This is a genomic window from Erysipelotrichaceae bacterium 66202529 (assembly GCA_017161075.1).
In the GTDB taxonomy this organism is placed as follows: domain Bacteria; phylum Bacillota_I; class Bacilli_A; order Erysipelotrichales; family Erysipelotrichaceae; genus Clostridium_AQ.
Window position 1 is genome coordinate 2,159,493 of record CP046174.1, and the last position, 24,130, is coordinate 2,183,622.

The 24,130-nt window shown below is 45.1% G+C and carries 22 protein-coding genes and 1 other annotated feature; of the genes, 20 read left to right on the plus strand and 2 right to left on the minus strand.

Annotation, left to right across the window (positions count from 1 at the left end; translation table 11 throughout):
- Positions 1–82 precede the first annotated feature (82 nt).
- Genes holA through GKZ87_10265 form a run of 4 tightly spaced genes read left to right on the plus strand, consistent with a single transcriptional unit; the run spans position 83 to position 3,023 of the window.
- Positions 83–1,042 (plus strand): DNA polymerase III subunit delta, encoded by a 960-nt coding sequence (gene holA / locus GKZ87_10250; GenBank protein QSI25826.1) that lies wholly within the window; start codon positions 83–85, stop codon positions 1,040–1,042.
- Entirely contained in the window at positions 1,039–2,241 is a 1,203-nt protein-coding gene (locus GKZ87_10255) for an L-serine ammonia-lyase (protein QSI25827.1), read from the plus strand. The genes holA and GKZ87_10255 overlap by 4 nt, the downstream gene beginning before the upstream one ends.
- 16 nt (positions 2,242–2,257) lie before the next feature.
- Positions 2,258–2,758, plus strand: coding sequence for a flavodoxin (locus GKZ87_10260; GenBank protein ID QSI25828.1), 501 nt, complete (start codon positions 2,258–2,260; stop codon positions 2,756–2,758).
- Entirely contained in the window at positions 2,727–3,023 is a 297-nt protein-coding gene (locus GKZ87_10265; GenBank protein ID QSI25829.1) for a GIY-YIG nuclease family protein, read from the plus strand. The genes GKZ87_10260 and GKZ87_10265 overlap by 32 nt, the downstream gene beginning before the upstream one ends.
- Before the next feature lie 222 nt (positions 3,024–3,245).
- Here the strand turns inward: GKZ87_10265 and GKZ87_10270 are convergent, their stop codons facing one another.
- Positions 3,246–3,899: a hemolysin III family protein gene (locus GKZ87_10270; protein QSI25830.1), complete on the minus strand. Its 654-nt coding sequence runs from the start codon at positions 3,897–3,899 to the stop codon at positions 3,246–3,248.
- A 431-nt stretch (positions 3,900–4,330) separates the two neighbouring features.
- Between GKZ87_10270 and GKZ87_10275 the strand changes: the two genes are divergently transcribed.
- The 13 genes from GKZ87_10275 (at position 4,331) to obgE (ending at position 20,860) form a co-directional block, all read left to right on the plus strand.
- Positions 4,331–7,261, plus strand: coding sequence for an AAA family ATPase (locus GKZ87_10275; protein ID QSI25831.1), 2,931 nt, complete (start codon positions 4,331–4,333; stop codon positions 7,259–7,261).
- Complete coding sequence (gene ftsY, locus GKZ87_10280) at positions 7,261–8,232, plus strand: signal recognition particle-docking protein FtsY (protein QSI25832.1); 972 nt, start codon at positions 7,261–7,263, stop codon at positions 8,230–8,232. Before GKZ87_10275 ends, ftsY begins: the two co-directional genes overlap by 1 nt.
- Positions 8,225–8,539: a winged helix-turn-helix transcriptional regulator gene (locus GKZ87_10285; protein ID QSI25833.1), complete on the plus strand. Its 315-nt coding sequence runs from the start codon at positions 8,225–8,227 to the stop codon at positions 8,537–8,539. The genes ftsY and GKZ87_10285 overlap by 8 nt, the downstream gene beginning before the upstream one ends.
- A 15-nt stretch (positions 8,540–8,554) precedes the next feature.
- Positions 8,555–9,748: an acetate/propionate family kinase gene (locus tag GKZ87_10290; GenBank protein ID QSI25834.1), complete on the plus strand. Its 1,194-nt coding sequence runs from the start codon at positions 8,555–8,557 to the stop codon at positions 9,746–9,748.
- 2 nt (positions 9,749–9,750) lie between these two features.
- Positions 9,751–10,707, plus strand: a complete 957-nt coding sequence (locus GKZ87_10295; GenBank protein QSI25835.1) for a bifunctional oligoribonuclease/PAP phosphatase NrnA — start codon at positions 9,751–9,753, stop codon at positions 10,705–10,707.
- 621 nt (positions 10,708–11,328) lie between these two features.
- Positions 11,329–13,023: an Hsp70 family protein gene (locus GKZ87_10300; GenBank protein ID QSI25836.1), complete on the plus strand. Its 1,695-nt coding sequence runs from the start codon at positions 11,329–11,331 to the stop codon at positions 13,021–13,023.
- Positions 13,024–13,034: 11 nt separating this feature from the next.
- Positions 13,035–14,453, plus strand: a complete 1,419-nt coding sequence (locus GKZ87_10305; GenBank protein QSI25837.1) for a hypothetical protein — start codon at positions 13,035–13,037, stop codon at positions 14,451–14,453.
- 203 nt (positions 14,454–14,656) lie between these two features.
- Positions 14,657–17,737: a DNA polymerase III subunit alpha gene (dnaE, locus tag GKZ87_10310; GenBank protein ID QSI25838.1), complete on the plus strand. Its 3,081-nt coding sequence runs from the start codon at positions 14,657–14,659 to the stop codon at positions 17,735–17,737.
- A 14-nt stretch (positions 17,738–17,751) separates the two neighbouring features.
- Positions 17,752–18,240, plus strand: coding sequence for a GNAT family N-acetyltransferase (locus tag GKZ87_10315; protein QSI25839.1), 489 nt, complete (start codon positions 17,752–17,754; stop codon positions 18,238–18,240).
- Positions 18,241–18,495: 255 nt separating this feature from the next.
- Positions 18,496–18,568 (plus strand) — a sequence feature (ribosomal protein L21 leader region).
- Positions 18,569–18,585: 17 nt separating this feature from the next.
- The gene (gene rplU, locus GKZ87_10320) at positions 18,586–18,897 is read left to right on the plus strand and encodes a 50S ribosomal protein L21 (protein QSI25840.1); all 312 of its coding nucleotides are present in this window, start codon (positions 18,586–18,588) and stop codon (positions 18,895–18,897) included.
- Between the two features lie 3 nt (positions 18,898–18,900).
- The gene (locus GKZ87_10325; GenBank protein ID QSI25841.1) at positions 18,901–19,215 is read left to right on the plus strand and encodes a ribosomal-processing cysteine protease Prp; all 315 of its coding nucleotides are present in this window, start codon (positions 18,901–18,903) and stop codon (positions 19,213–19,215) included.
- A gap of 2 nt (positions 19,216–19,217) precedes the next feature.
- Entirely contained in the window at positions 19,218–19,502 is a 285-nt protein-coding gene (gene rpmA, locus GKZ87_10330) for a 50S ribosomal protein L27 (GenBank protein QSI25842.1), read from the plus strand.
- A gap of 68 nt (positions 19,503–19,570) precedes the next feature.
- A complete protein-coding gene (gene obgE, locus GKZ87_10335; protein ID QSI25843.1) occupies positions 19,571–20,860 on the plus strand; it encodes a GTPase ObgE in 1,290 nt (429 codons plus the stop codon).
- A gap of 167 nt (positions 20,861–21,027) precedes the next feature.
- Here obgE and GKZ87_10340 read toward each other — a convergent pair whose 3' ends face one another.
- A complete protein-coding gene (locus GKZ87_10340) occupies positions 21,028–21,456 on the minus strand; it encodes a hypothetical protein (protein ID QSI25844.1) in 429 nt (142 codons plus the stop codon).
- Between the two features lie 60 nt (positions 21,457–21,516).
- Here GKZ87_10340 and GKZ87_10345 point away from each other — a divergent pair, with 60 nt between their 5' ends.
- From GKZ87_10345 to GKZ87_10355, 3 genes are all read left to right on the plus strand, one after another.
- The gene (locus GKZ87_10345; GenBank protein QSI25845.1) at positions 21,517–22,596 is read left to right on the plus strand and encodes a protein kinase; all 1,080 of its coding nucleotides are present in this window, start codon (positions 21,517–21,519) and stop codon (positions 22,594–22,596) included.
- A gap of 63 nt (positions 22,597–22,659) precedes the next feature.
- Positions 22,660–23,400 carry a protein kinase gene (locus GKZ87_10350; protein QSI25846.1) on the plus strand — a complete coding sequence of 247 codons (741 nt, stop codon included), beginning with the start codon at positions 22,660–22,662 and terminating at the stop codon, positions 23,398–23,400.
- Positions 23,401–23,455: 55 nt separating this feature from the next.
- Complete coding sequence (locus GKZ87_10355; GenBank protein ID QSI25847.1) at positions 23,456–24,013, plus strand: DUF4352 domain-containing protein; 558 nt, start codon at positions 23,456–23,458, stop codon at positions 24,011–24,013.
- The last annotated feature ends 117 nt before the right edge of the window (positions 24,014–24,130 follow it).

The window sequence follows — 24,130 nt, forward strand, 5'->3', positions numbered from 1 at the left end:
TTGCTTATTTTTTGATTCGATATGAAGAAAAGGCATGGCATTCTATACGCGTTTCGTTTATAATATTCGGTAGGTGATAAGAATGAATTATGTGCTATATGGAGAAGAACAGTATCTGCTGCAGGAATCGCTGACAAGAATTGTCAAAGAGCATGTGCCGGATGCCAACGAGTTGAATAAAATCGTCTATGATGCGGACATCACAGATATGGAAACCATTCTGGAGGATGCAACAACGATTCCCTTTTTCTCAGCTTGTAAAATCATTCTTGTCTATCATGCGAATTTTCTTGGGACAGCGAATGAGCATGCTGTGGATACAGCAGCACTGGAACGCTATCTTGATCAGCCGATGGAATCCACGGTCATGGTATTGATCGGTGATTTTGAAAAGCTGGATGCCAGAAAGAAAATCGTAAAAAAGGTACAAAAGACTTGCCGAGTGCTGCAATACCGCAAGCTGGATGAGCAGGGGAAGTACAGCTATGTACAGGAGCAGATAAAAAAGCGTGGACTTCAGGTGGAGCCATCCGCCATGCAGGTGTTGCTGAACCGTCTGCCGCTGGATATACGAACGATACAGACTGAGCTAGAAAAGCTGGAGCTGTATGGTGGCATGATCAGTGCTGATGTTGTAGAAAAGCTGGTTACCCGCCCGCTGGAGGAGGATGTCTTTCAGCTGGTGAATGCCGTAGTGGAGCGTGATTTGAAGAAGTCCTTTCATATGTGGCAGGACTTATGCGTATTGAATAAGGACGCTATTTACCTGATTGCGCTGCTGGCTTCACAGTTTCGCTTTCTGTATGAGGTCAAGGCACTGATGCTGCAGGGAAAGGGCAAGGACGCCATCAAGGATGAGCTGAAGGCGCATCCCTACCGTGTGCAGCTGACAATGAAAACAGCACAGCGTTTGAGTATTGGCTATCTGATGGAAATACTGGAACAGCTGGCGACACTGGATCAGAATTTAAAGGCCGGGCGACTGGATAAGAAGCTGGGCTTTGAAATGTTTTTGCTGGGAATACAAGGAGTACGACAATGAAATCACTAAAGGAGCTTTACAGGATTGGCCCGGGGCCGTCCTCATCACATACACTGGGGCCGCAGCGCGCTGCCAGTCTGTTTAAGGAACGCTATCCCATGGCGCATCATTTTGAGGTGGAGCTGTTTGGATCGCTGGCACTGACAGGAAAGGGACATTTAACGGATTATATTATCATAAAGACGATGAAACCGAAGGATTGCGTTGTCCTGTTTAAAAACCGCAGGGATTTAAAGCATCCCAATACTATGCATCTGATGGCAATGGATGAGCAGCATAAGCTGCTTGGTGAATGGACGGTGTATTCCATTGGCGGAGGAGCCATACAGATTGAAGGAGAGGAAAGCAAGGAGGGGGCAGATGTTTATCCGCATCATTCCATGAAGGAGATTGAGGCCTATTGTGAGGCTCATTCCATGGAATTGTGGGAGTATGTCAATCACTTTGATCCACTGGATGACTATATGGCTACCATCATGAATCAGATGATGGCTACGGTTGATGGCGGTCTTGAAAAAGAGGGAGTGCTTCCAGGTGATTTGAAGCTGAAGCGTATTGCAAGGGAGTTAAAGGAAAAGGCAGATGTGTGCCGCAGTGCCGCGGAGCAGGAAAAGCTGCTTTTATGTGCCTATGCCTACAGTGCCAGTGAGGAGAATGCATCCGGAAGTACCACGGTAACTGCGCCGACACTAGGAAGCAGTGGAATCCTTCCTGCACTGGTATGCTATTATCACCGCATCCTGGGCTATTCCAGAGAACAGCTGCGTAACGGTTTAAAGGTGGCCGGGCTGTTTGGAAATCTGATCAAGGAAAATGCAACGATATCCGGCGCCCAGGGAGGCTGTCAGGCTGAAATCGGTGCCGCAGTTGCTATGGGAGCCGCAATGGCTGCTTATCTGCGCGGACAGACAACACACCAGATTGAATATGCTGCAGAAATCGGAATCGAGCACCATCTGGGACTTACGTGTGATCCGGTTGGTGGCTATGTTATGATTCCCTGTATTGAACGCAATGCCGTCGGTGTGCTGCGCTCCATAGATGCAGCAATTCTGGCGGAGGGAATCAGCGACCTGCGAAAACACAAGGTCAGCTTTGACATGGTGGTTAACACCATGAATTATACAGGCAGAAAAATACCGATCGAGCTCAGGGAAACATCTCTGGGAGGACTGGCAAGCGTTGTGCCTTTAAAGTAGAAAGGAAGTGCAAGTCATGAAGGGTCTGATTGTATATTCCTCGCTGAGTGGAAATACAAGGAAGGTTGCAGAAGCAATCGCAGAGGTGGCAGAGGATGGAGAACTGATTTCCGTTAAGGAATTTCAGCCTTCCATGCGCGCAAATTTTGATCTGTTTTATGTCGGTTACTGGGTGGATAAAGGGGATTGTGATGCGGCCAGTCTGCATGTGCTGGAACAATTAAAGGATTGTAAAATCGTCTTGTTCGGTACGCTTGGTGCTGCCGAATGTACAGACTATTATGACAGGGTTAAGGCAAGTGTTGAAGCTCATGCCGCACACTGTCATATCCTGGGTCACTTTTTATGTCAGGGTGCTGTGAGTGAGGCAGTGATTGAGCGTTACCGGAGAATGGCTGCTGAGCATCCCGAGGATGAGCATAGGAGGCAGCAGCTTGCCAATTATGAGAATGGAAAATCACATCCGGATGAACAGGATCTTGCCAATGCAAGAGCATTTGCCAAAGCGATTGGCTGAGATTCCCTACGAGACAGGCTTTTACATCTACATCCTGCGCTGCAGTGATGATTCCTTATATACCGGATGGACGACGGATCTTCGCCATCGGTTTCACCAGCATGCCATTGGCAAAGGTGCCCGCTATACCCGCGCACATCTCCCTATTGAGCTTTTCTACTATGAAAGCTTTGCAGATAAACGATCAGCTATGCGCCGGGAATATGAAATCAAAAGGCTTACCCGTGCTGAAAAAATGAAGCTGTGTGAAAAGGGAGGTCTGTAAGAGAAATGCCTGCAAACGAATCCATATAGGAATTTGTTTTTCATAATGCTTCGTATACATAAAAGATCAGCTTCAAATATGCGGCGGTATCCTAATGGCATTTCATTCCGTAAAATTACAAGCGTTGGCAAACAGAAAGCGATGCTAAAACAGGGCGTCCTGCAAATTGTGTAACGACATAAAAAAAGCGCTTTTCTGTATCTAGCAGAGAAGCGCTTTTTGTTACATAACGAATACAATGGCAATGAAATGCAGAATGCTTGCCAGATTGATGCATATATGCCATATGGAATGAAAGTATTTGTTTTGCGGCTTTCCATAAAAGAAAGCACCAATCGTATACATCACACCGCCACCGACGATCAGTCCCAGAAATAACGGCGTTGCCTTGGATAACAATGCCGGCAGGAAGAAGACTGCCGTCCATCCCATAATCATATAGATGGTCATAGAAAGCTTGGGATAGCTTTTGGAGCTGATTGCTTTTAATAAAACACCGCCAAGCACTGCAATCCATTCGATTGCCAGAATCAAATACCCCTGCCATCCGCCAATGAGCGTCAGTGCAATTGGGGTGTAGCTTCCCGCGATTGCAAAATAGATACAAATGTGATCCAGCTTACGGAACACATATTTATGCGTAGTACCAAAGGGCATGCAATGATACAATGTGGATACCAGAAACATCAGAAACAGACACAGGATGAACACCGATACTCCTGCCGCCAGTTCACTTCCACCCTTGTTATAGGAATATATGGCCGCTGCCGGGAGAGCGCATATGCACAGTATCGCCATAATCCCGTGTGTTACACAGTTGGCAACCTCTTCTCCAAAGCCCAGCCGGAACATATCCCGCATAGATTTTTCCTCCATGAGTATCACCTCCAGATTCTTATGCCTGTGGTCAGTATAATACAATCGCAAACGGAATGCAATGCTTTTTATTCAATATGCATCATTTTGTGATGATAACTCAATGATATAGTATTAAATACTTTATATTATAATATGCGTAATTTGATATAGAATATGATTGTGCTATCGCAGTTCGTTGAGCTTACATATGCTTATGAGTATAGAAAGGCAATGCTGTGTGAATACTGCGGTGCAACCGTCTGTTCTCTATCGTATGGAAACGATCACCTTCCCAGTCAGTGCAGAAGCAGAACTGTTTTGTAAATCGTACCGGCAAAAGTTAAAAAAGACCGAATTCTTCACAAGTTTTAATGCGCACGTCATAAACTTATGCTATAATATCCATTGATATTTACAGACTTATTTTCTGTAAATGAATGGAGGCATCTATGTTTTTAAAACGTATAGAACTGCAGGGCTTTAAGTCCTTTGCGGATAAGTCCATTATCACCTTTGATTCCGATGTGATCGGTATCGTAGGTCCCAATGGCTGCGGAAAAAGCAATATCAATGACGCAATCCGCTGGGTGCTTGGAGAACAGAGCGTAAAGTCCCTGCGAGGAAATAATATGAGCGATGTCATCTTCAGCGGTTCCACAGCGCGCAAGGCAGTCAATATGGCGGAGGTTACGCTTGTCTTTGATAATTCCCGGCATATTATGAACGTGGAATTTGAGGAAGTGGAGGTAACACGCCGTTTACACAGACAAAGCGGGGAAGGGGAATACTTTATCAACAAGGCTCCCTGCCGTTTAAAGGATATTATCAATTTGGTCATGGATACTGGTCTGGGAAGGGATTCTCTGTCTATCATATCGCAGGGAAACATTTCTGCCTTTGCGGATGCGAAGCCGGAGGATCGCCGTGCATTATTTGAAGAAGCGGCCGGTGTGGCAAAGTATAAAAAGCGCAAGAATGAATCCTTATCCAAGCTGAACCGGACACAGGATAACCTGAGCCGTCTGGAGGATATTATAACAGAGCTGGAACGCCAGGTGAATCCGCTGAAACGGCAGGCTAAAAAAGCCGAGGTCTATCTGGAAAAGAAAAAGCAGCTTGAGGTGATCGAGGTCAGCGTACTGGTTGATGAAATCGAAAAGCTGAGTGAACAAATCGACATGCTGAAGAAAAAGGCATTTGATCTTGACAGCCAGAAGGCAATGCATGAAACCACGATTCAGGTGGAGGATCTTAAAAACAGTGAATTGCGCAATGAGATGTATCAGCTGGATCGTGAAATCAACAAGCTGCAGGAGCAGTATGCCAAGCTGAGCGAGGAGTCCAGGATGCTGGAAACCCGTAAAATTGAAATGGATGAAAAAAGAAAATATGCGCTGGAATATGCCAGCAATGCGGAAAAGGCCAAAGAGCTGAAAGCGATGATGGAGGAAGCGCATTATGAATATGAGGACCGCTCACGGCGTTTAAAAAACCTGGAAGCGGATATCGCTTTGCAGAAGGAGACAGCAGCTAAGCTGGAGCATGATCTCTCCTATTGTAACCAGGAGAATGCACAGGCTACCTCGATACTGAACCGTCTGGAAAACCGCAAGGCTGTATTGGAAAATCTGGCAAAGCAGCCCTTTAATCACCAGCTGGCTGTCAAGTCTGTTCTGGATGCCGGATTGCAGGGCATCCTGGGAGTTGTTTCCCAGCTATTCAAGCCGCTGATGAATTACGAAACTGCTATATCCAATGCTCTGGGCGGGGCTTTATACCATATCGTTACCGAGGATGAGGCAGCAGCGCGCCATGCCATCACCTTCTTAAAAAAGAATCAGTCCGGGCGGGCTACCTTTTTGCCACTGACGGTTATGAAGCCAAGAGGGATGCAGAAGGAGCACCGCATGCTTGCGGAGAACAGCGTCGGCTTTCTTGGCGTGGCAAGTGAATTTGTAGAGAATGACAGCCGCTTTGATATCCTGCGGGATGCGCTGTTTGGCAATGTGGTCATTACGGATAATCTGATCAATGCCAATGCACTTGCCAAGCTGCTTCGCTTCCAGTATAAGATTGTTACGCTGGAGGGGGATATCGTCAATCGCGGCGGTAGTATGACCGGTGGAAAAAACCGTAACAATTCGACACCGTTAACCATACAGAAGGAATTGCATCAGGTGCTGCAAAGTCTGGAAGGTCAGCAGATGAAGGTGGAGGGGCTGAAAAATCAGCTCTATGCCCTGCAGGCGAAAAAAGAGCAGACCAGCTCCAATTTGGTGCAGATGCAGATTTCCAGTGCGCAGCTGGATCCGATCGTAAAGGCGAAATGGGCAAAATATGATCGTTTGAAAAGCGATTATGAAGAAATTGCACCGGATGAGGAGCTGGATAAAACCGAGCTTTTACAGGATGATATCGTTGTCAAGCTCAGTAATGTGCATTCCCGTATTGACGAGGTCAGCTCCTCGATGAAAAGCAAACGGGAACGCCGTATGAAGGCAGGCAGTGAGGTGGAGCGCAAGGATGCGCAGATCCGCCAGCTTCGCAGGGATTTGAACATTTTGCAGAATGAGCAGCGTGAAGTGGAGGTTTCTCAGGCAAAGGCGGAAACCAAGCTGGAAACAACGCTGGAGCGTTTAAGCTCCACCTATGAAATGACCTTTGAATATGCGCAGAGCCAGAAAGCGGATATCGATATCGTGGAGGCGCGCAAGCAGGTGGTTGTCCTGCGTCAGGAGATTTCCTCCCTGGGAAATGTAAATCTGGATGCACCGCAGGAATATAAAGAGGTCAGCGAGCGCTTTGAGTTTTTGAGTAAGCAGCGCGATGATCTGATAGCCGCAAAGGATAAGATTCTGGAAGCCATCGATGAGATGGATGATATCATGGTGAAGCAGTTTCAGGAAATGTTTGATAAGATCAATGCACAGCTGAACGATGTGTTTCGGGCATTGTTCGGCGGCGGAAAGGCACGCTTGTTTATGGTGGATCCCCAGGATGTGCTGAATACCGGAATTGACATTGATGTACAGCCGCCGGGAAAAACCGTGCAGAATATCCGGTTGTTCAGCGGTGGGGAAAAGAGTCTGATCGCAATCTGTGTATTATTCTCCATTTTGAAGGCGAGAACGATGCCGCTGTGTATCTTCGATGAGGTGGAGGCAGCGCTGGATCAGGCAAATGTGGAGCGCTTTGCTAAGTATATCGCCCAGTTTCGCGGAGAAAGTCAGTTCATCGTCGTCACACACCGTCCGGGAACCATGGCACAGTGTGATGCCCTGTATGGTGTAACTATGCAGCAAAACGGTGTGTCCCAGCTGCTGAAGGTGAAGCTGCAGGATGCCATCAACATGATAGATAAAGAAGAGGTGAAAGCATAATGGGTATTTTTTCCAAATTAAAGCAGACCTTCTCCTCCAAAAAGGATGGAGATCGTTATCTGAGCGGTCTGGATAAATCAAAAAAATCATTTTCCGAGCGTATACGCAGACTGGCGCTTGGATTTACCGGAGTCAATGAAGAATTTTTAGAGGATTTGATGGTTGTGCTGCTGGAGGCTGATATCGGGATCAAAACAGCACAGAAAATCGTCGATGAGGTGGAGAACCGTGCGATGGATGAAAAGCTGAAAAGCTTTGATGAAATCAGTGAATGTCTGATTGCGGTTATGCATGAGCTGTATACCAGCTATGAGGATGCGGATTTTCATAAAAATGAGGATGGCCCTACGGTAATTCTGATGGTTGGTGTCAACGGCAGCGGGAAGACGACGACCACGGCGAAGCTGACTAAGCTGTTTCAGAATGAAGGAAGCAGTGTCGTTTTAGCGGCAGCGGATACGTTTCGTGCTGGGGCAATCGACCAGCTGGCGAAATGGGCAGACCGTCTGGGTGTTGCCTGTATCAAGGGAAGAGAAGGCGGTGACCCTAGTGCAGCTCTGGTGGATGCCTGTCGATATGCCAAGGATAACGGCATGGATTATCTGATTGGTGATACTGCTGGACGTCTGCAGAACAAGGCGAATCTGATGCAGGAGCTCAGCAAGATGCGCAGAGTCATCGAACGGGAAATTCCGGGAGCACCGCATGAGGTGTGGCTGGTGCTGGATGCCACAACAGGGCAAAACGGTATTTCACAGGCGCAGATTTTTCTGGAAACGACCAAGGTGACGGGAATCATTTTGACAAAGATGGACGGTACGGCAAAGGGCGGCATTGTCATTGCCATACGTGATCTGCTTGGTCTGCCGGTAAAATATATCGGTCTGGGAGAGAAGGAGGACGATCTTCGTCCATTTGATATTGATTCCTATCTGTACGGTCTGTGTGAGGACATCTTACAGCATGATTGATCAGATGGAACGGATGAATGCACTGCTCGATGCCTATGAAGGGCTGTTGACAGAGAAGCAGCAGGAAATCCTGAATCTGTATTACAAGGAGGATTTTTCATTTTCTGAAATCGCGGAAAATCTGGGAATCAGCCGTGCAGCGGTCAATGATCACATTAAGCGCAGTACGCATATTCTCACAGAATACGAAAAAAAGCTGCATCTTGTGCAAAATTATGAAACAAGAAGCAGGATTTATGATAAAATGAAAACAGTCGGAAACGATGAAATACAACAACTGGTAGAACAGCTAGAAAATTTAGAATGACTTTAGGAGGAGAATATGTCAAAAATTATTTCAGTGAACGCAGGGAGTTCATCATTAAAGTTTCAGTTATTTGAAATGCCGAGCGAGGAGGTTCTGACAAGCGGAATCGTTGAGAAAATCGGCTTTGAGGATGCAATCTTCACCATTAAGGTAAACGGCGAGAAAATAAAAAAAGTGCTGCCGATTCCAGATCATACCAAGGCTGTCAGCATGCTGCTGGAGGCGCTGGTGGAATATAAGATTGTAAGCAGTCTGGATGAAATTACCGGTGCCGGACACCGTGCGGTACACGGTGGGGAAATCTTCAAGGAAAGCGTTCCGGTAACTGAGGATGTCGTTGAAAAATTCGCATCCTTAAATGAGCTGGCACCGCTGCACAATCCAGCGGGACTTGTCGGATACCGTGCGTTTAAGGAGAATCTGCCAAGCTGCAAGCACGTATTTGTATTTGATACGGCGTTTCATTCCACAATGCCGAAGGAATCCTATATCTATGCTTTACCGATGAAGTATTACGATGAATATAAGATTCGCCGCTACGGCTTCCACGGTACCAGCCACAAATATGTTTCTCTGCGCTGTGCAGAGCTGATGAACAAGGATGTAAAGGATACCAAAATCATTACCTGTCATTTAGGAAACGGCGCAAGCATTACTGCTGTGGACGGCGGTAAATCCATTAACACCTCCATGGGCTTTACCCCGCTTGCCGGAGTTATGATGGGTACCCGCTGTGGAGATATCGACCCTGCAATCGTAACCTACATCATGAAGAAAACCGGCGCAACACCGGATGAAATGGATGATATCATGAACAAGCAGTCCGGTATGCTGGGTGTCAGCGGCATCAGCTCCGATGCGCGTGACATCGAGGATGGCTGCAAGGAAGGAAATCCAGCAGCTCTACTGACTGCGGAAGTATATGTAAACCGTGTAATCAATGTTGTCGGCGGCTATTATGCACAGCTTGGTGGTGCAGATGCCATCGTATTTACCGGAGGAATCGGTGAAAACGACACCAATATGCGTAAGATGATTTGTGATCGTCTGTCTGCGGCATTCGGTGTGCAGTTGGATGAAGAATTGAATGGAAAGACAAGAGGCAAGGAGGTTCTGCTGTCCACTCCGGAAAGTAAGGTAGCGGTATGGCTGATTCCAACGAACGAGGAACTCATGATTGCCCGTGATACATACCGTCTGATTGCGTAATCATGAATACCGATATTCTATTTGAGCTTGTCGAACAATATGATATCATCACGATTTACCGACATGTATCTCCCGATGCAGACGCTCTCGGTTCGCAGTTTGGATTAAAGCAGTGGATACAGGAGACCTATCCGGATAAGCAGGTATATGCGCTTGGCAGGGATGCCGGCAGCAAGCAGTCCCTGTTTCCCGATATGGATATCGCAGACGATGAAACGGTTGCTGTATCACTCGCTATCATTCTGGATACTGCAAACGGTGCCCGTGTGGATGATGAGCGCTGGAGTACGGCTGCATATACCTTGAAAATCGATCACCACATCATTGTCGAACGCTTTGCGGATGTGGAGGTCGTTGAGGATCTGTTTGGAGCTACCTGTGAAATGCTGGCGTATATGTTTGAACAGAAAAAGCTGGTGCTGTCTGCGCGCTGTGCACAGTATCTGTATGGCGGGATCATTGCGGATACCCTGCGCTTTTCCATAGCGACCATAAAGCCGCGCACTTTGCGTACAGCAGCGTATCTGCTGGAGATGGGCGTTGATGTAAAAAAAGCAAATGAGGATAATTTTTCAACCTCCTACCGGCTGTATTGCTTTGAAAACTACATCCGCAGCAGCTGCCAGCTGATGGAGGGGCATGTTGCCTATATGATTATCAACCGCGAGGATTACGAACGCTTTGGGCTGACCTTCAATGAAGCAAAGGAAAAGGTGTTTGTAATGGGTGGTGTCGATGAATTTGAAGCATGGGCGCTATTTACAGAAAAAGAGCGGGATGAAAACGGCAGACGTGTGTATAACGGCAGTCTGCGTTCCAAAAACCGTACCATCAATGATATAGCGAATAAATATCAGGGCGGGGGACATCGCTTTGCCTGTGGCGTGAAGGGCTTGTATGAGGAAACGATTCAGAGCCTGCTGCAGGATTTATGCGAGCGTGTAAAGGATGAAAAATAAGGACAGTATATCCAGTATATGCTGTTCTTTTTTACACACTGCATGAGCTGGTGTCAGGCAGCAATGATTATTTCGATGATTACGCAACAAAATGAAGGGCATATGTTTTGCATAAACTATCATATAATAGAAGATGAATATAATAACCCTGGCAGTACCAAGCAAAGCTAATGCAGAGATTACTGCAAATATAAACTTTTTATAATGCAAGGTTGTGGAGACAAACAATCTATGATAAGCTTTATGCAAAAGGTGGAAAATCAGATGAACTGCGTTTTATTACAGGCTATAAAGAAATACACCTCTCATAATGGAAATCCATAAAATATACAATGCTTTAGAAGCTTATCCGATTTCTGAAGAATGCTCATGCGGTATGGAACAATGACTCCTGTTCCAAATTGGTTTCGCTGCTTTAAGTTACCTGTTTTATATGCAGAACACATATATCACGCGAATGTGGCTACAGCTCAGATTGCGGCTGCTTATTGGCGCTGTATGCTCTTCATGCTGTGTTGAACGTATGCAGAAGGAGGTATCTATGATGTGGAGTATGGCTATATCCAGCCTGTTGTGGATAAAGCAATCAAACTGGATGAATAAAGGAAAGAAGGTGTGTGTATGGCAATTTTAGGAATAGATTTAGGTACAACAAATTCATTAGCCTGTATATGGGATAATCATAAATACGTACTGATTCCGAATGCATTTGGAGCATTTCTTACACCGTCAGTTGTAAGCTTCCTGGAAAACGGGGAAATATTGGTAGGAGAAGCTGCAAGGCAGCGTTTAGTAACACATCCCTCTACGACATTCGCTGAATTTAAACGTTATATGGGAACGGATAAAACCTATATGGCATATGGTAAAGCTTATCAGCCCCAAGATTTAAGTGCCTTGGTCATTCGTAAGCTGGTAGAGGATGCAAGTGTGTTTTTGCATGAGGATATCGAGGAAGCAGTCATTAGTGTCCCTGCTTATTTTAATGATGACCAGCGATGGGCCACAAAAATCGCAGGACAATTAGCTGGTATTCGCGTAGATCGAATTATCAACGAACCCAGTGCTGCAGCATTATCACACCATATGGTGAATTTAGAGGAGGATATGCTTGCTCTGGTCGTGGATTTTGGTGGAGGTACACTGGATATATCCATTGTGGAAGCTTTTGACAATGTAGTGGAAATCCGTGCAATCAGTGGGGATAATCATCTTGGCGGCAGTGATTTTGATGAAGCGATACTGGAAAGCTTTTTACAGGAACAGGGAATGAAAAAGCAGGAGCTGCAGGCACAGGAGCTGGGTCTTCTCAAGAATGAAGTGGAAAAAGCAAAAAAGCAGCTCAGTGTACAAACGGATTGTACTCTTCAGGTCATGCTGCATGAACAAAAATGCGAAATGAAATGGAATCGTGGGAAATTGACATCTGTTTGTATGCCCCTGCTGCAACGCATCCGCATCCCCATGGAGAGGGTATTAAAGGACAGCGGGCTACATCTTCAAGATATTCAGGAAATTATTCTGGTGGGAGGTACCTGCCGTATGCCGGTGGTCATACAGTTTTTAGAGTACCTGTTACAACGCAATGTAACATTGTCACATGAGCCTGATCAGGCCATTGCCATCGGATGCGGGGTGGCCGGAGGAATTAAGGAGCGTAATCGTGATGTTCGAGATCTTCTGTTAAGTGATATCTGTCCTTTTACATTGGGGATAGCTGTTTATGATGATGCAACAGAAAGCTATGCTCTGGCGCCTATCATAGAACGGAATTCTACATTGCCGTGCAGTGTGCTTCGTCTGTTTACCTACCGTTCAAAAAATGGAAAATTGGAAATCAGAGTTTTACAGGGAGAGCATCGACAGGCAGAGGCGAATCTTCTTATGCGTACAGTTGAAATCAAGGTTCCCAAGACCAGAGAGGAATATCAGCCGATTTCCGTTCGTTTCACGTATGATATAAACGGATTACTGGAAGTGGAAACCAATACCTATGAGACAAAGAGTGAACAGCGCATCGTGATTCAAAACAAAATGAATCGTATGAAGGAGGAGGAAGTTAAACTCCGTTTGAAGGAGCTGCAGGAATTTAAACTGCCTTCTCATGAAAAGGAAGTTTTCCGAAATTTGCTGGAGCGCGGGGAACGGTTGTTTTATGAAAGTGTTGGGGAGCGAAGAAGAAATATTTCTGATTTACTGGACGAATTTGAGCAGGCCTTACAGCGAGAAAACATGCATCAGATTCATGAATCTTACAAAAAAGTCAAAGCTGCTTTTGACGAATTGGAAAAGGATACACCGATATTCTTTAGTTAGGAGTACATAGCGTGACAGTAGAAGAAATTTTAAAACGTTTGGATATTGATGAAATCCATGATATCCATGCTGTAAAAAAAGCATATGCAAAGCAGGTAAAGCTGTATCATCCAGAGGAAGATCCAATCGCTTTCCAGGAGCTGCAGCAGGCATATCATGAGGCAATCCGCTATGCCCGCGCACAGCAGTCTGTACTTGTTCAGGAATCCATACCTGCAAGGGAAGAAACAACTGGCGAAGAAGCTTTTACAAAAATTGAAAAAAAGTCCTTCCTGCAAGCAGCACAGGCAACTGAAACGCTGGAGGATGACACTGCAGTAAATCATGAACGACTTCCCCAGGCTATCGCTGAAGCAGTGAGGCTGCAGGATCATCATCAGCTGCAAGAGCTGTTACAGGAATGCGAAAAATGCATGCTGTTTCAAGAAGATATATTTTTAAATGCATTAGGCAGAGAACTACGTAAATCTGATAACGAAATACCCTTTACCATAAGGCAACAGCTGCAACAGGCTTTTCATTTAAAGACCTCCGAATTACGCCCTGTGCAGGAGGAACTGTTAGACAGTATTCAAAAAGGGATTCCTGTATTTCAAAGCTATCGGTTTTCGTGTAAAAGGGACCAGGAATATCTGTTGCAAACGTGGGAGGAATTGTGTTCTCAGCCTCAGGAAGATACAGAGGCATGGCTTGAATTTTTGAATCAAAGGAACTGGGAGGATGATGATCCGGATGCACAGATGGCTGAGAAAATCGTGGAATTGGAAATGAGAAAAATGTACGCCCATAGCAGTGCAGTAGCCGGGAAGATTTATTCCTTTCTTCATATCCGGGAGCATCTTCTCACGGATGAAAAGCAAACCTACGCAAGGCTGAAGCTTCTGCTTAGTAAAGATGCCTCCTTTTCCGAGCAGGATTTCATAAGCTGGAAAAGGGAAATCTATGGGCAGGTACATCAATTTGCAGCGATTTCCAGCCGGAACAGACCACCGGAAGAATGGAAAAAGTGGCTAAAAAAACAGAACATGAATCCAGAGGATCTGGAGCTGTTGGTTCATCTTGGCAGACAGGCTAAAAATTATCACTATGTAAAGGCTACACAGAAGCTGCTTTTTTCCTATTTTAAATTAAAAGATAATTTGCTGCCGGTTCAACAGGAATTTAAAGAGGCAATTCAAGCACAGCCCCAAGCCTATATGAAAAAGCGCAGAACATTGACTCTGCTTTTGCTAATCATGCTGCTTCTTACCTTCCTGATCCCATCTTTTATGAATTATTCAAGGCAGCAACGGGTGAAAAAGGAACAGGAACAAGAAGAACTGCGGGAAATACAGAAAAAAGCTATGGAAGAGTTAGAAAAAAAGGAGCAGGAACAGATGAAAAAGATGCTGGAGGGAGCTGCCAAAGCGGAAATGAAAGATAAAGAATAATCTGTTCTGTTTCATTTATAGACATACAGGGAAGCCGCTACAGCAAAGCCGGCTTCCCTGTATTTGCGAAAAACTGCTTGCGTTGGAAAAAGGCAGGAGTACAGCATACACAATAAATGAAAAATATAAAGAAACCATGGTCACGCGTGTATTAAGAATGGGGAATCTATGATAAAATAATAAGAAGAAATGAGGTGTTGTGAATGAGTGTCCACTTACATGTGCGCAGCTGCTATACCCTGCTGCAAAGCACCCTGACGGTAGCGAAAATAGCGGCTGCGGCCAAACGCTGCGGCTATACAGCTGTCGCACTGACGGATAAGCATGTCATGCATGGGGCCATGGCATTTTATCATGCTTGTAAAAAAGAACAGATCAAACCGATCTTCGGAATGGAAGTGGACGTGCTGGAGAAGGATGATGTGTACGGCTTTGTGCTGCTGGCTAAAAATGATCACGGCTACCAGAATCTGATGAAATTATCCACCTGGCTGAATACAGGGGAGGAAACCAGAACCCTGGATTTGGATACCCTTGCCTTTTATGCAAAGGACTGCATCGTGATTACAAACGGAGATCAGAATCAGATGGAGACGCTGATCGTGAAGGAAGAGCTGGATTTATTGCGCCACTGGTTAAAGGTGTGTCAAGCGCAGTTTGCGGATTTTTATGTAGCGGTTTCCCGCAATGATTCCGGCCTGATGCAAAAGAAAAATCCGGTCTTAAAGCAGCTGTGCAAGGAGCTGGGCATTCCCTATACCGCGCTCTCCCGCGTATATTTTGAGTATGCCGAGGATGAGGAAAGCTACAAGACCCTGTGTGCTATTGACCAGGGGGTATCCCTTCAGGATAAGATGCTGAATTACAGTCCGCGTCGTTATTTCCGCAGCCCTGCGGAAATGCAGGAGCTGTATGAGGATGCGGAGCTGGCAATGAGCGATCATATTGCGGCGATGTGCAATGTGGAAATGAGCTTTCCAAAAGCGGTACTGCCGAAATTTCATAATAAATACGGTGTCAGCAGTGAAGAGTTTTTGCGCAGTCTCTGTCAGAAGGGACTGCAGAAGCGTATGCAGTTTCAGACGATTTCCGATGTCTATCAGCAACGACTGGATTACGAGCTGGATGTCATCATCCGTATGCAGTATGCAGATTACTTTCTCATTGTCTGGGACTTTATCCGATTCGCAAAGACACAGCATATTTACATCGGACCGGGCAGGGGAAGTGCTGCCGGTTCTCTGGTTGCCTATTGTCTTGGCATCACACACGTTGATCCGATTCGCTATCATCTGCTGTTTGAACGCTTTTTGAATCCGGAACGTATTTCCATGCCAGATATCGATACCGATTTTCCGGATAACCGCCGTGATGAGGTGATCCGCTATGTGGAGGAGCTGTATGGGAAGCATCGGGTATCCCATATCATCACCTTTAATACGCTGGCTGCCAAGCAGGTGCTGCGGGATGTCGGTAAGGCGATGGAAATCAATCCGCGTCAGATTGACCGGTTGTGCAAGCTGGTACCCAATGTGTTAAAGGCAACCCTTGATTTTGCTTACCACAATGAACCGCGCTTTAAGGAGATTATAAACAATGGGGAAACAATGGGACGGCTGTATGCCGTTGCCAGAAAGCTGGAGGGCTTGCCGCGGCATGCATCGCTGCATGCGGCCGGTATTGTTTTTTCCAATGAGGATATTGAACAGGTATGTCCGCTCATCGATGTGGATGAAGGGGTATGTGCAACACAGTTCACCATGGAATATCTGGAGGAGCTTGGACTGATTAAGATGGATTTTCTCGGTCTGCGCAATCTGACCATCATTGACGAAATCGTTCAGCATATCAATGCGGCCTCCGATCAGAAGCTGGATATTATGCACATACCGCTGGATGATCCTAAAACCTATGCGCTTATTCGTGCTGTGGATACCGTGGGAGTGTTTCAGCTGGAGAGTGAAGGAATGAAAAATCTGATCCGCAAGATGCAGCCAAAAAGCTTTGAGGATATCGTGGCGACGATTGCGCTGTTTCGACCCGGGCCGATGGAAAATATCCCGGAATATCTGGATCGGCGTGCACATCCGGAAAAGGTTGATTATATTCATCCAAGCCTGCAGCCGATTTTACAAAATACATACGGCATTATGATTTATCAGGAGCAGATCATGCAGGTGGCGCAGACGATGGCCGGCTTCACACTCGGAAAGGCGGATAATCTGCGTAAGGCTATCAGTAAGAAAAAAGGCGATGAGCTGCAAAAAATGCGGGAGGAGTTCATTCAGGGGGCTTTACAAAAGGGATATACGGAGGCACTGGCGCAAAGGGTGTATGCATTGATTATGAAATTTGCGAATTACGGCTTTAACCGCTCCCATTCTGTAGCCTATGGTATGATTGCCTATCAGCTTGCCTATCTGAAGGCCAATGCACCGCTGTATTTTTTCAACAGTCTGTTGAACAGTGTCATCGGCTCGGAAACCAAAACGAGTGAATATGTGTTTGAGGCACGCAAGCGCCGCATACAGATTCTGCTTCCGGACGTTAATCGCTCCTGTAATCAGTATGTTATTGAGGAGAATGCTTTGCGCTTCCCGTTTGTCGGTATCAAGGGAATCGGCAGTGCCGTATCGTCACAGATTGTAGAGGAACGGAAAAAGAAAGGACAGTTTCGTGATTTCTTTGATTTTACCGCCCGCATGAATGGGAATAAGATTGGAAAGAAAACGATTGAGATTTTGATATATGCAGGAGCACTTGACTGCTTTAAATTTGCCCGTGCAAGTCTGATGGCATCACTGGATGATGCGCTGCGTTATGCAGATCTGGTGAAAATTGAGGATGTGGATCAGGTGCTGTTCGACTTTGATCTGGTATCCAAGCCGGCAATGACGGTGGTGAAGGACAATGCGGTCATACGTGCAGAAAAGGAAAAGGAAGCAATCGGCTTTTATCTTTCCCGACATCCGATTGCCGATGTGCGAAGCAAAATGGGGAGAGAGCTGCCTGTACTTGTTTCCCTTCCAAAGCATAAGGGACGCTATGTGAAGTTTGTATGTCTAATTGACCGCTGCCGCCAGTATCGCACGAAAAACGGAGATATGATGATGTTTGTGGTCGGCAGTGATGAAACAGGAAAATTCGACCTTGTTTGTATGCCGAATATATACCGCCAGCATGCGGATGATCTTGTGAAGGGGACGTATCTGTATGTAGAGGGAATCGTGGATAAGGAAACAAGCTGCCTGGTGAAAAAGCTGACGAAAATAGAAAGGGAATAAAGGATGTGGATGATTTGATAACGATACAACCAGTGGAAATGAAGGATATAAAGGAGCTTGCGGCACTGGAGGCCTGCTGCTTTCCAAAGGAGGAGGCTGCAGATGAGCAAGCGCTGCGGCAGCGTGCCTGTGCATTCCCGGATAGCTTTCTGGTGATGAAAAGAGATGGTGCTGTCATCGGTATGATCAATGGCTGTGTAAGCAATGCGAGTGTGATTCATGATGAGATGTATGCGGATGCAGCCCTGCATGAGCCAGAGGGGCGCTATCAGACGGTATTCGGATTGGATGTGCATCCTGATGTTCAGCATCGGGGCTATGCACAAATGCTGATGCATGCATTGATCGAAAGGGCGAAACAGGCAAACCGAGCGGGTCTTGTCCTCACCTGTAAGGAGCAGCTCGTATCCTTCTATGAGCAATTTGGCTTTCAGAATATGGGAGTGAGCGCCTCAGTTCACGGCGGTGCTGTCTGGTATGATATGCTTTTAAAGCTTGCATGAGCATGGCGGCTATGCTAATTTGGAGTTGTGAATCGTAAGGTTCACTGCAGGGTATAAAGAGTAGGAGAAATCCGCAGCAGCTGTATTTTCTGATCTGCATACATAGCAGGGGAGAACATTTCCTATTCGCGTAAGTTCCTGTCTTGTCTTTCTTGATGGATGCAAGGGAAGGATGGGATGCTGCTATGTAAAAAAATGAAAAAAGTATTGCTTTCAAGGGCTGTTTATGATAACATAACTACGTTGTATGTCCTCCCGGATTTACAACCGCTCAGAACAGGGTTTAAGTATGGAAACATCACCTTGCATGGCGAGTCTTAAATTTTTTAGAAGGAGGTGCGATTTATGTACGCAATCATTGAAACAGGCGGAAAACAAATCCGTGTAGAAGAAGGTTCCACAATCTTCGTAGAAAAGCTGGACGTTCAGGAAGGCGAAGCTGTTGTATTTGACAAGGTAGTCGCTTACTGCAACCGTTCCCTTCGTGTTGGTACTCCATATGTAAAGGGAGTTAAGGTCAACGCAAAGGTTGAAAAGCAGGGAAAAGCAAAGAAGATCATCGTCTACAAATACAAGGCTAAAAAAGGTAGCTCACACCGCAAGCAGGGACACCGTCAGCCTTACACAAAACTGACAATCGAATCTATCGAGGCTTAATTTATGGTAAGAGTCCATGTAAAGCGGCATCAGGGTAACATACAGGAAGTGGAAATCAGAGATCATGCAGGCTATGGCGATGCAGGTCAGGATCTGGTATGCGCCGGAGTGAGTTCCATAGCTGTAGGAATGATGAATGCTTTAGATGAGATGGTGCCTGAAGCATGCGACTTCGTTTTGAAGGAAGCATACATCAAAATTGAAACAATTCTGCAGGATGAAACAGCAGGTATCCTGTTAAAGGGAATGTATTATCAGCTGTCAACCATGCAGGAAAGCTATGCAGACTATATTACAATAAACGATCAGGAGGTGTGATTATGAAATTTGTATTAGATATTCAGCTGTTCGCATCCAAAAAGGGTGTTGGTTCTACAAAGAACGGCCGTGACTCTGAATCCAAACGTCTTGGAGCAAAACTGGCTGATGGACAGTTCTGCCATGCAGGAAGTATCATTTACCGTCAGCGTGGTACGAAAATTCACCCGGGAACAAACGTTGGAAAAGGTGGAGACGACACATTATTCGCAAAAGTGAATGGTGTTGTAAAATACGAACGTTTAGGTAAAGACAAGAAAAAAGTGTCCGTTTACCCACAGGCGTAATGAAAAAATCCCCGGTATGGGGATTTTATTTTTGAGCAGGATAAAAGAAAGAGACAGGAGGTGCCTGAATGTTTATTGATCGTGTCAAAGTACATGTGAAGGCTGGAAAGGGCGGCGATGGAATTGTTGCCTTCCGGCGTGAAAAATATGTTGCCTACGGCGGCCCCAGCGGGGGAGACGGCGGAGCTGGCGGCGATGTCGTTTTTATGGTAGACGAAGGAAAGACGACGCTGCTGGATTTGCGCTATAACCGTAAAATGGCGGCAGAACCGGGAGGAAAGGGAAAGACAAAGAAGATGCATGGTGCCGATGGCGCAGACTGCGTGATCAAGGTGCCGCAAGGGACCATCGTTAAGGATGAGAAAACCGGAAGAATTCTGGCAGACCTCACCCGCAAGGGACAAAAGGAAGTCATCGCCAAGGGTGGAAAGGGCGGCCGCGGTAATTTCCACTTCAAATCCAGTAAGAACACAGCACCTCAGTATAGCGAGCTTGGCGCACCGGGAGAAGAACGGGATATCATGGTGGAGCTGAAGGTACTGGCAGATGTCGGTTTGGTCGGTTTTCCATCCGTTGGAAAGTCTACGCTGTTATCCGTTGTTTCCAAGGCAAAGCCGGAAATTGCGGAATATCATTTTACGACGCTGGCACCGAATCTGGGCATGGTACAGGTTCCCGATGGCAGAAGCTTCGTTATGGCGGATTTACCGGGACTGATTGAAGGAGCGAGTGACGGCAAGGGACTGGGACATCAGTTTCTGCGTCATATTGAACGCTGCCGTGTCATCATCCATGTTGTGGACATGGGCGCAAATGACGGACGGGATCCTGTTGAGGACTTTCGAATCATCAATGATGAATTAGCACATTATGAATACCGTCTGATGGAGCGGCCGCAGATCGTTCTTGCGAATAAAATGGATTTGGACAACGCTCAGGAAAATCTGAAGCGCTTTAAGGAGGCCTACCCTGAGGTGGAGGTATTTGAAACTACGACCATCATTGCGGAGGGGCTGGAGCCTGTCTTATATCGTGCTGCCGATTTGCTGGAAACAACACCGCAGTTCCCATTATATAACGATGATGCAAATGATGATGAGGCAGAAGGTGTGCTTTATAAATTTGAGCCGGAGCAGCCTGCCTTTGAGGTGCATAACATGGGGAATGGAAACTGGGAGCTGAGCGGAGAAGAGTTGGAGCGCAGCTTTAAGATGAGTAAGCTGGATAATGAAGAGGACTTCATGCGATTCGCCCGTAAAATGCGGAAGATGGGAATTGATGAGGCACTGCGTGCTGCCGGCTGTAAGGACGGCGATGTGGTTACCATCTGCGATATTCAGTTTGAATTTGTAGAATAAAGCAGAAGAAAGCTTTAAAAAAAATCGAGGCTTGTGCAAGCAGGTCTTACTCGATATTATTAAAAAATAAGAGATTTTCACTTATTACTATTTTAATGATAAAGTAATATGAGAAATCTCTTTTTTGTATTTATTCTAAAGCAAGACTATGTTATTTTTTACTTCAATCAACGGAAATCACCAAGCAATTCATGATGAAATTCATCCAGCAACTCATTGATTTCCATCAGCGAATACTGCTTGCTGATGCCGAATATAAGAATGGCATCCCGCTGCTGTTTGGCATACAGATGGTTATGATGCGCTACTGTCAGCAATCGGTTTGTTTCTTCTAGATTAAGTTTCATGGCTATCGAAAGCTGAAGAATCTTGTCTCTTCCAGCTTGTTTGCTGCCTTGAAATATCTGATATGCATAGGTTCTCGGTATCTGAGCATCCCGAATGATATCAGATTTTTCTAAATTTTTTTCCAACATGATTTCATTGATATAATCTACAAAGGAAACATCTCTAATTTCCTTCAAAATACGGTCTTTATCCAGCGCGCTGGCTTTCTTTAGAATATCTTCTAAGTCCTTCGTTTTTTGTTTTTGCATACAATCACCAGATATTATGATATAATCAAATCAAAATTATTGCAAGCTAAAGGAGAAATTATGCGTCTGGATTTGTTAGAAGAAATATATACGCTGTCCCAAACGGAAGAAAAAACAGTTCTGCTTGTTAAAAACTGTCTTGAACAGAAATTTTACATCAAAAAAATCATAAAGGATTGTACGGATCGGGCAATCTATCGCCAGCTGATCCAGCATCCTCATCCCCGGATTCCTATATTGTATGATGCAGCTTATCGAGGAGATGCATGTATTCTTATAGAAGAATTTATCAATGGGAAAACGTTAGAATATGTTCTGAGTGAGCGCACTCTAGGTAATGAGGATATTCATCATATCATGCGACAGCTACTTTCCGCTGTCAACCATCTACATCATCTGCGGCCGCCTATTATCCATCGTGATATCAAACCGGGAAATATAATGGTGTTGGATCATCTGGAGATTAAATTGATTGATTTTGAAATTGCCCGTGAATTTAAGCTTGACAAAAATCGGGATACCCGTGTTATGGGGAGTGCAGGATATGCTTCTCCGGAGCAGTATGGTTTTCATCAAAGCGACTGCCGCAGTGATATCTATGCACTGGGAGCTGTTTTGAAAACAATGGTGCAAATGGATGTTAATGTGGAAGATATCGATAGTTCGTTTAAAGCAATTATTGAAAAATGTATGCAGTTAGATCCGGAAAGACGATATCAAGATATTTCAGAGCTTTCAGAGGCTCTAGGATATGGCTGTGCGACTGAATCACAGCGAAAGCGGTTTTCGATTCATCTTTTGTTTCAACAACTACCGGGTTTCCATGGCGATGTAATTGGCAAACGGCTGCTGTTCCTTGGGTATTATGTTTTTTGCGCCATCCTTGCCTCCACACTGACCATAACGCCTCCACCATCCTTGTATATGCTGTTTTGTCAGAGAATTTCGTTCGGCTTATGCTTCGCTGTTATTCCTGCAATCGCTATCAATGCAGGAAATGTTTTGGAACTTCTTAGTTTTCGGGATTATGGGCGAAAGGATATCCGCTTCATCAAAGGTGTTATTCTATGGTTTCTCTGTGCATTTATCATCATAAGTCTGTTCGTTATTCTGGCTACAATACTGGAAAGTCTGCTGTAAGCATACCAAAGCTTTTCAGTTTTTTTATATAATTTTATCTGTGATAAAGAGGGAAGCGTGCAAATGAGATTAGAAGTATATGATGATGTTGCCATGCTGTTTCATAGTGAAGAAAAGGATATTCTGCTCGTACAGCACATGATTGAAAATTTATTCTTTGTTAAGAAAATTGTGCGAATGAAGCTCGATCTTTCTTTGTATCAGCTGCTGCAGAATCATCCGTGTGAACACCTTGCTAATGTAATTGATTTCAGCTGCAGCTATGAGAAAACCATATTGATTGAGGAATTTGTAAATGGCTGTACTCTGGAATATAAGCTCAGTCAAAGAAAACTTTGTATCGAAGAGCTTATTGGTATTATGCTTCAGCTGTTTGCGGTTGTAGAACATCTTCATGCATTGACACCGCCAGTCATTCATCGGGATATTAAGCCTGACAATATTTTGATTGACAAAGGCTATGTTGTTCTGATTGATTTTGAAATCGCCAAATTGATGACAACACGAAAGGATATTCTACGTACAGGGAGTGTTGGTTATGCCGCTCCAGAACAATATTACGGGTTATCAGATGAACAAAGTGATATTTATTCCATGGGAATCTTATTGAAGGAGTTGTGTTATTGTACGGCATGGCAGAATGTTGAACAATTTGTATTTCAGGATATTATACGGAGAAGTACTGTTAGGCAGCAGGAGAAACGCTACTTGAAGGTATCACAGATGCGGAATGATTTTCTGATTGAATGCTATAAATGCAAAACACTTGCAAAGTATGCTGAAAGCATACCAACCAAAAGGTGACAGTCGGTATAATATAATCATTCCATAAAAACAGGATGAGAAACCGGAGGGACTTATGAAAAAATTAAAGAAATGGCAGATTGTGCTGATTGTGATTCTTGCGCTTGGAGTTATTGGAGCTCTGGCAGGCGGAGGCGGCGACGAAGAAAAAAAGAGCGAGTCGGCAGTTGAAAAAACCGCTGAGAAAGAAAAACCGAAAGAAGAAGAGAAGACATACGGCATCAAGGATACGCTGAGGGTTGGTGATGTAGAATATACCGTTAATAAAATTGAAACAACGGATACCATCGGTAATGAGTATTTGAACCAAAAGGCACAGGAGACTTATCTGATTATCTCTATTACTGTAAAAAATAATGGTGATGAGGCTTTGACTGTGTTAGACAGCTTTTTCAAACTGAAGAAAGGGGATAAGACCTACAATACAGATTCCTCTTCTATAATGTATCTTGGCGATGACAGCATCTTTGCAAAGGAAATCAATCCGGATGCTTCTTTAAAAGGGAAAATCGCTTTCGATGTAACAAAGGATACGATTGATGATGCAAGCCTGCAGTTGCAGGTGCAGACTGGTTCATGGGGTACGGAAAAGGGGCTAATCAATCTGCATTAAACAGAAACATTCAGATAAAACAGGAACCACAGGAATGCTGCGATTCCTGTTTTTATTATTTGAATACTTCCAAATTCTGTGATACTTATAAAAGGATTTGATTCACAGTCAGGTACA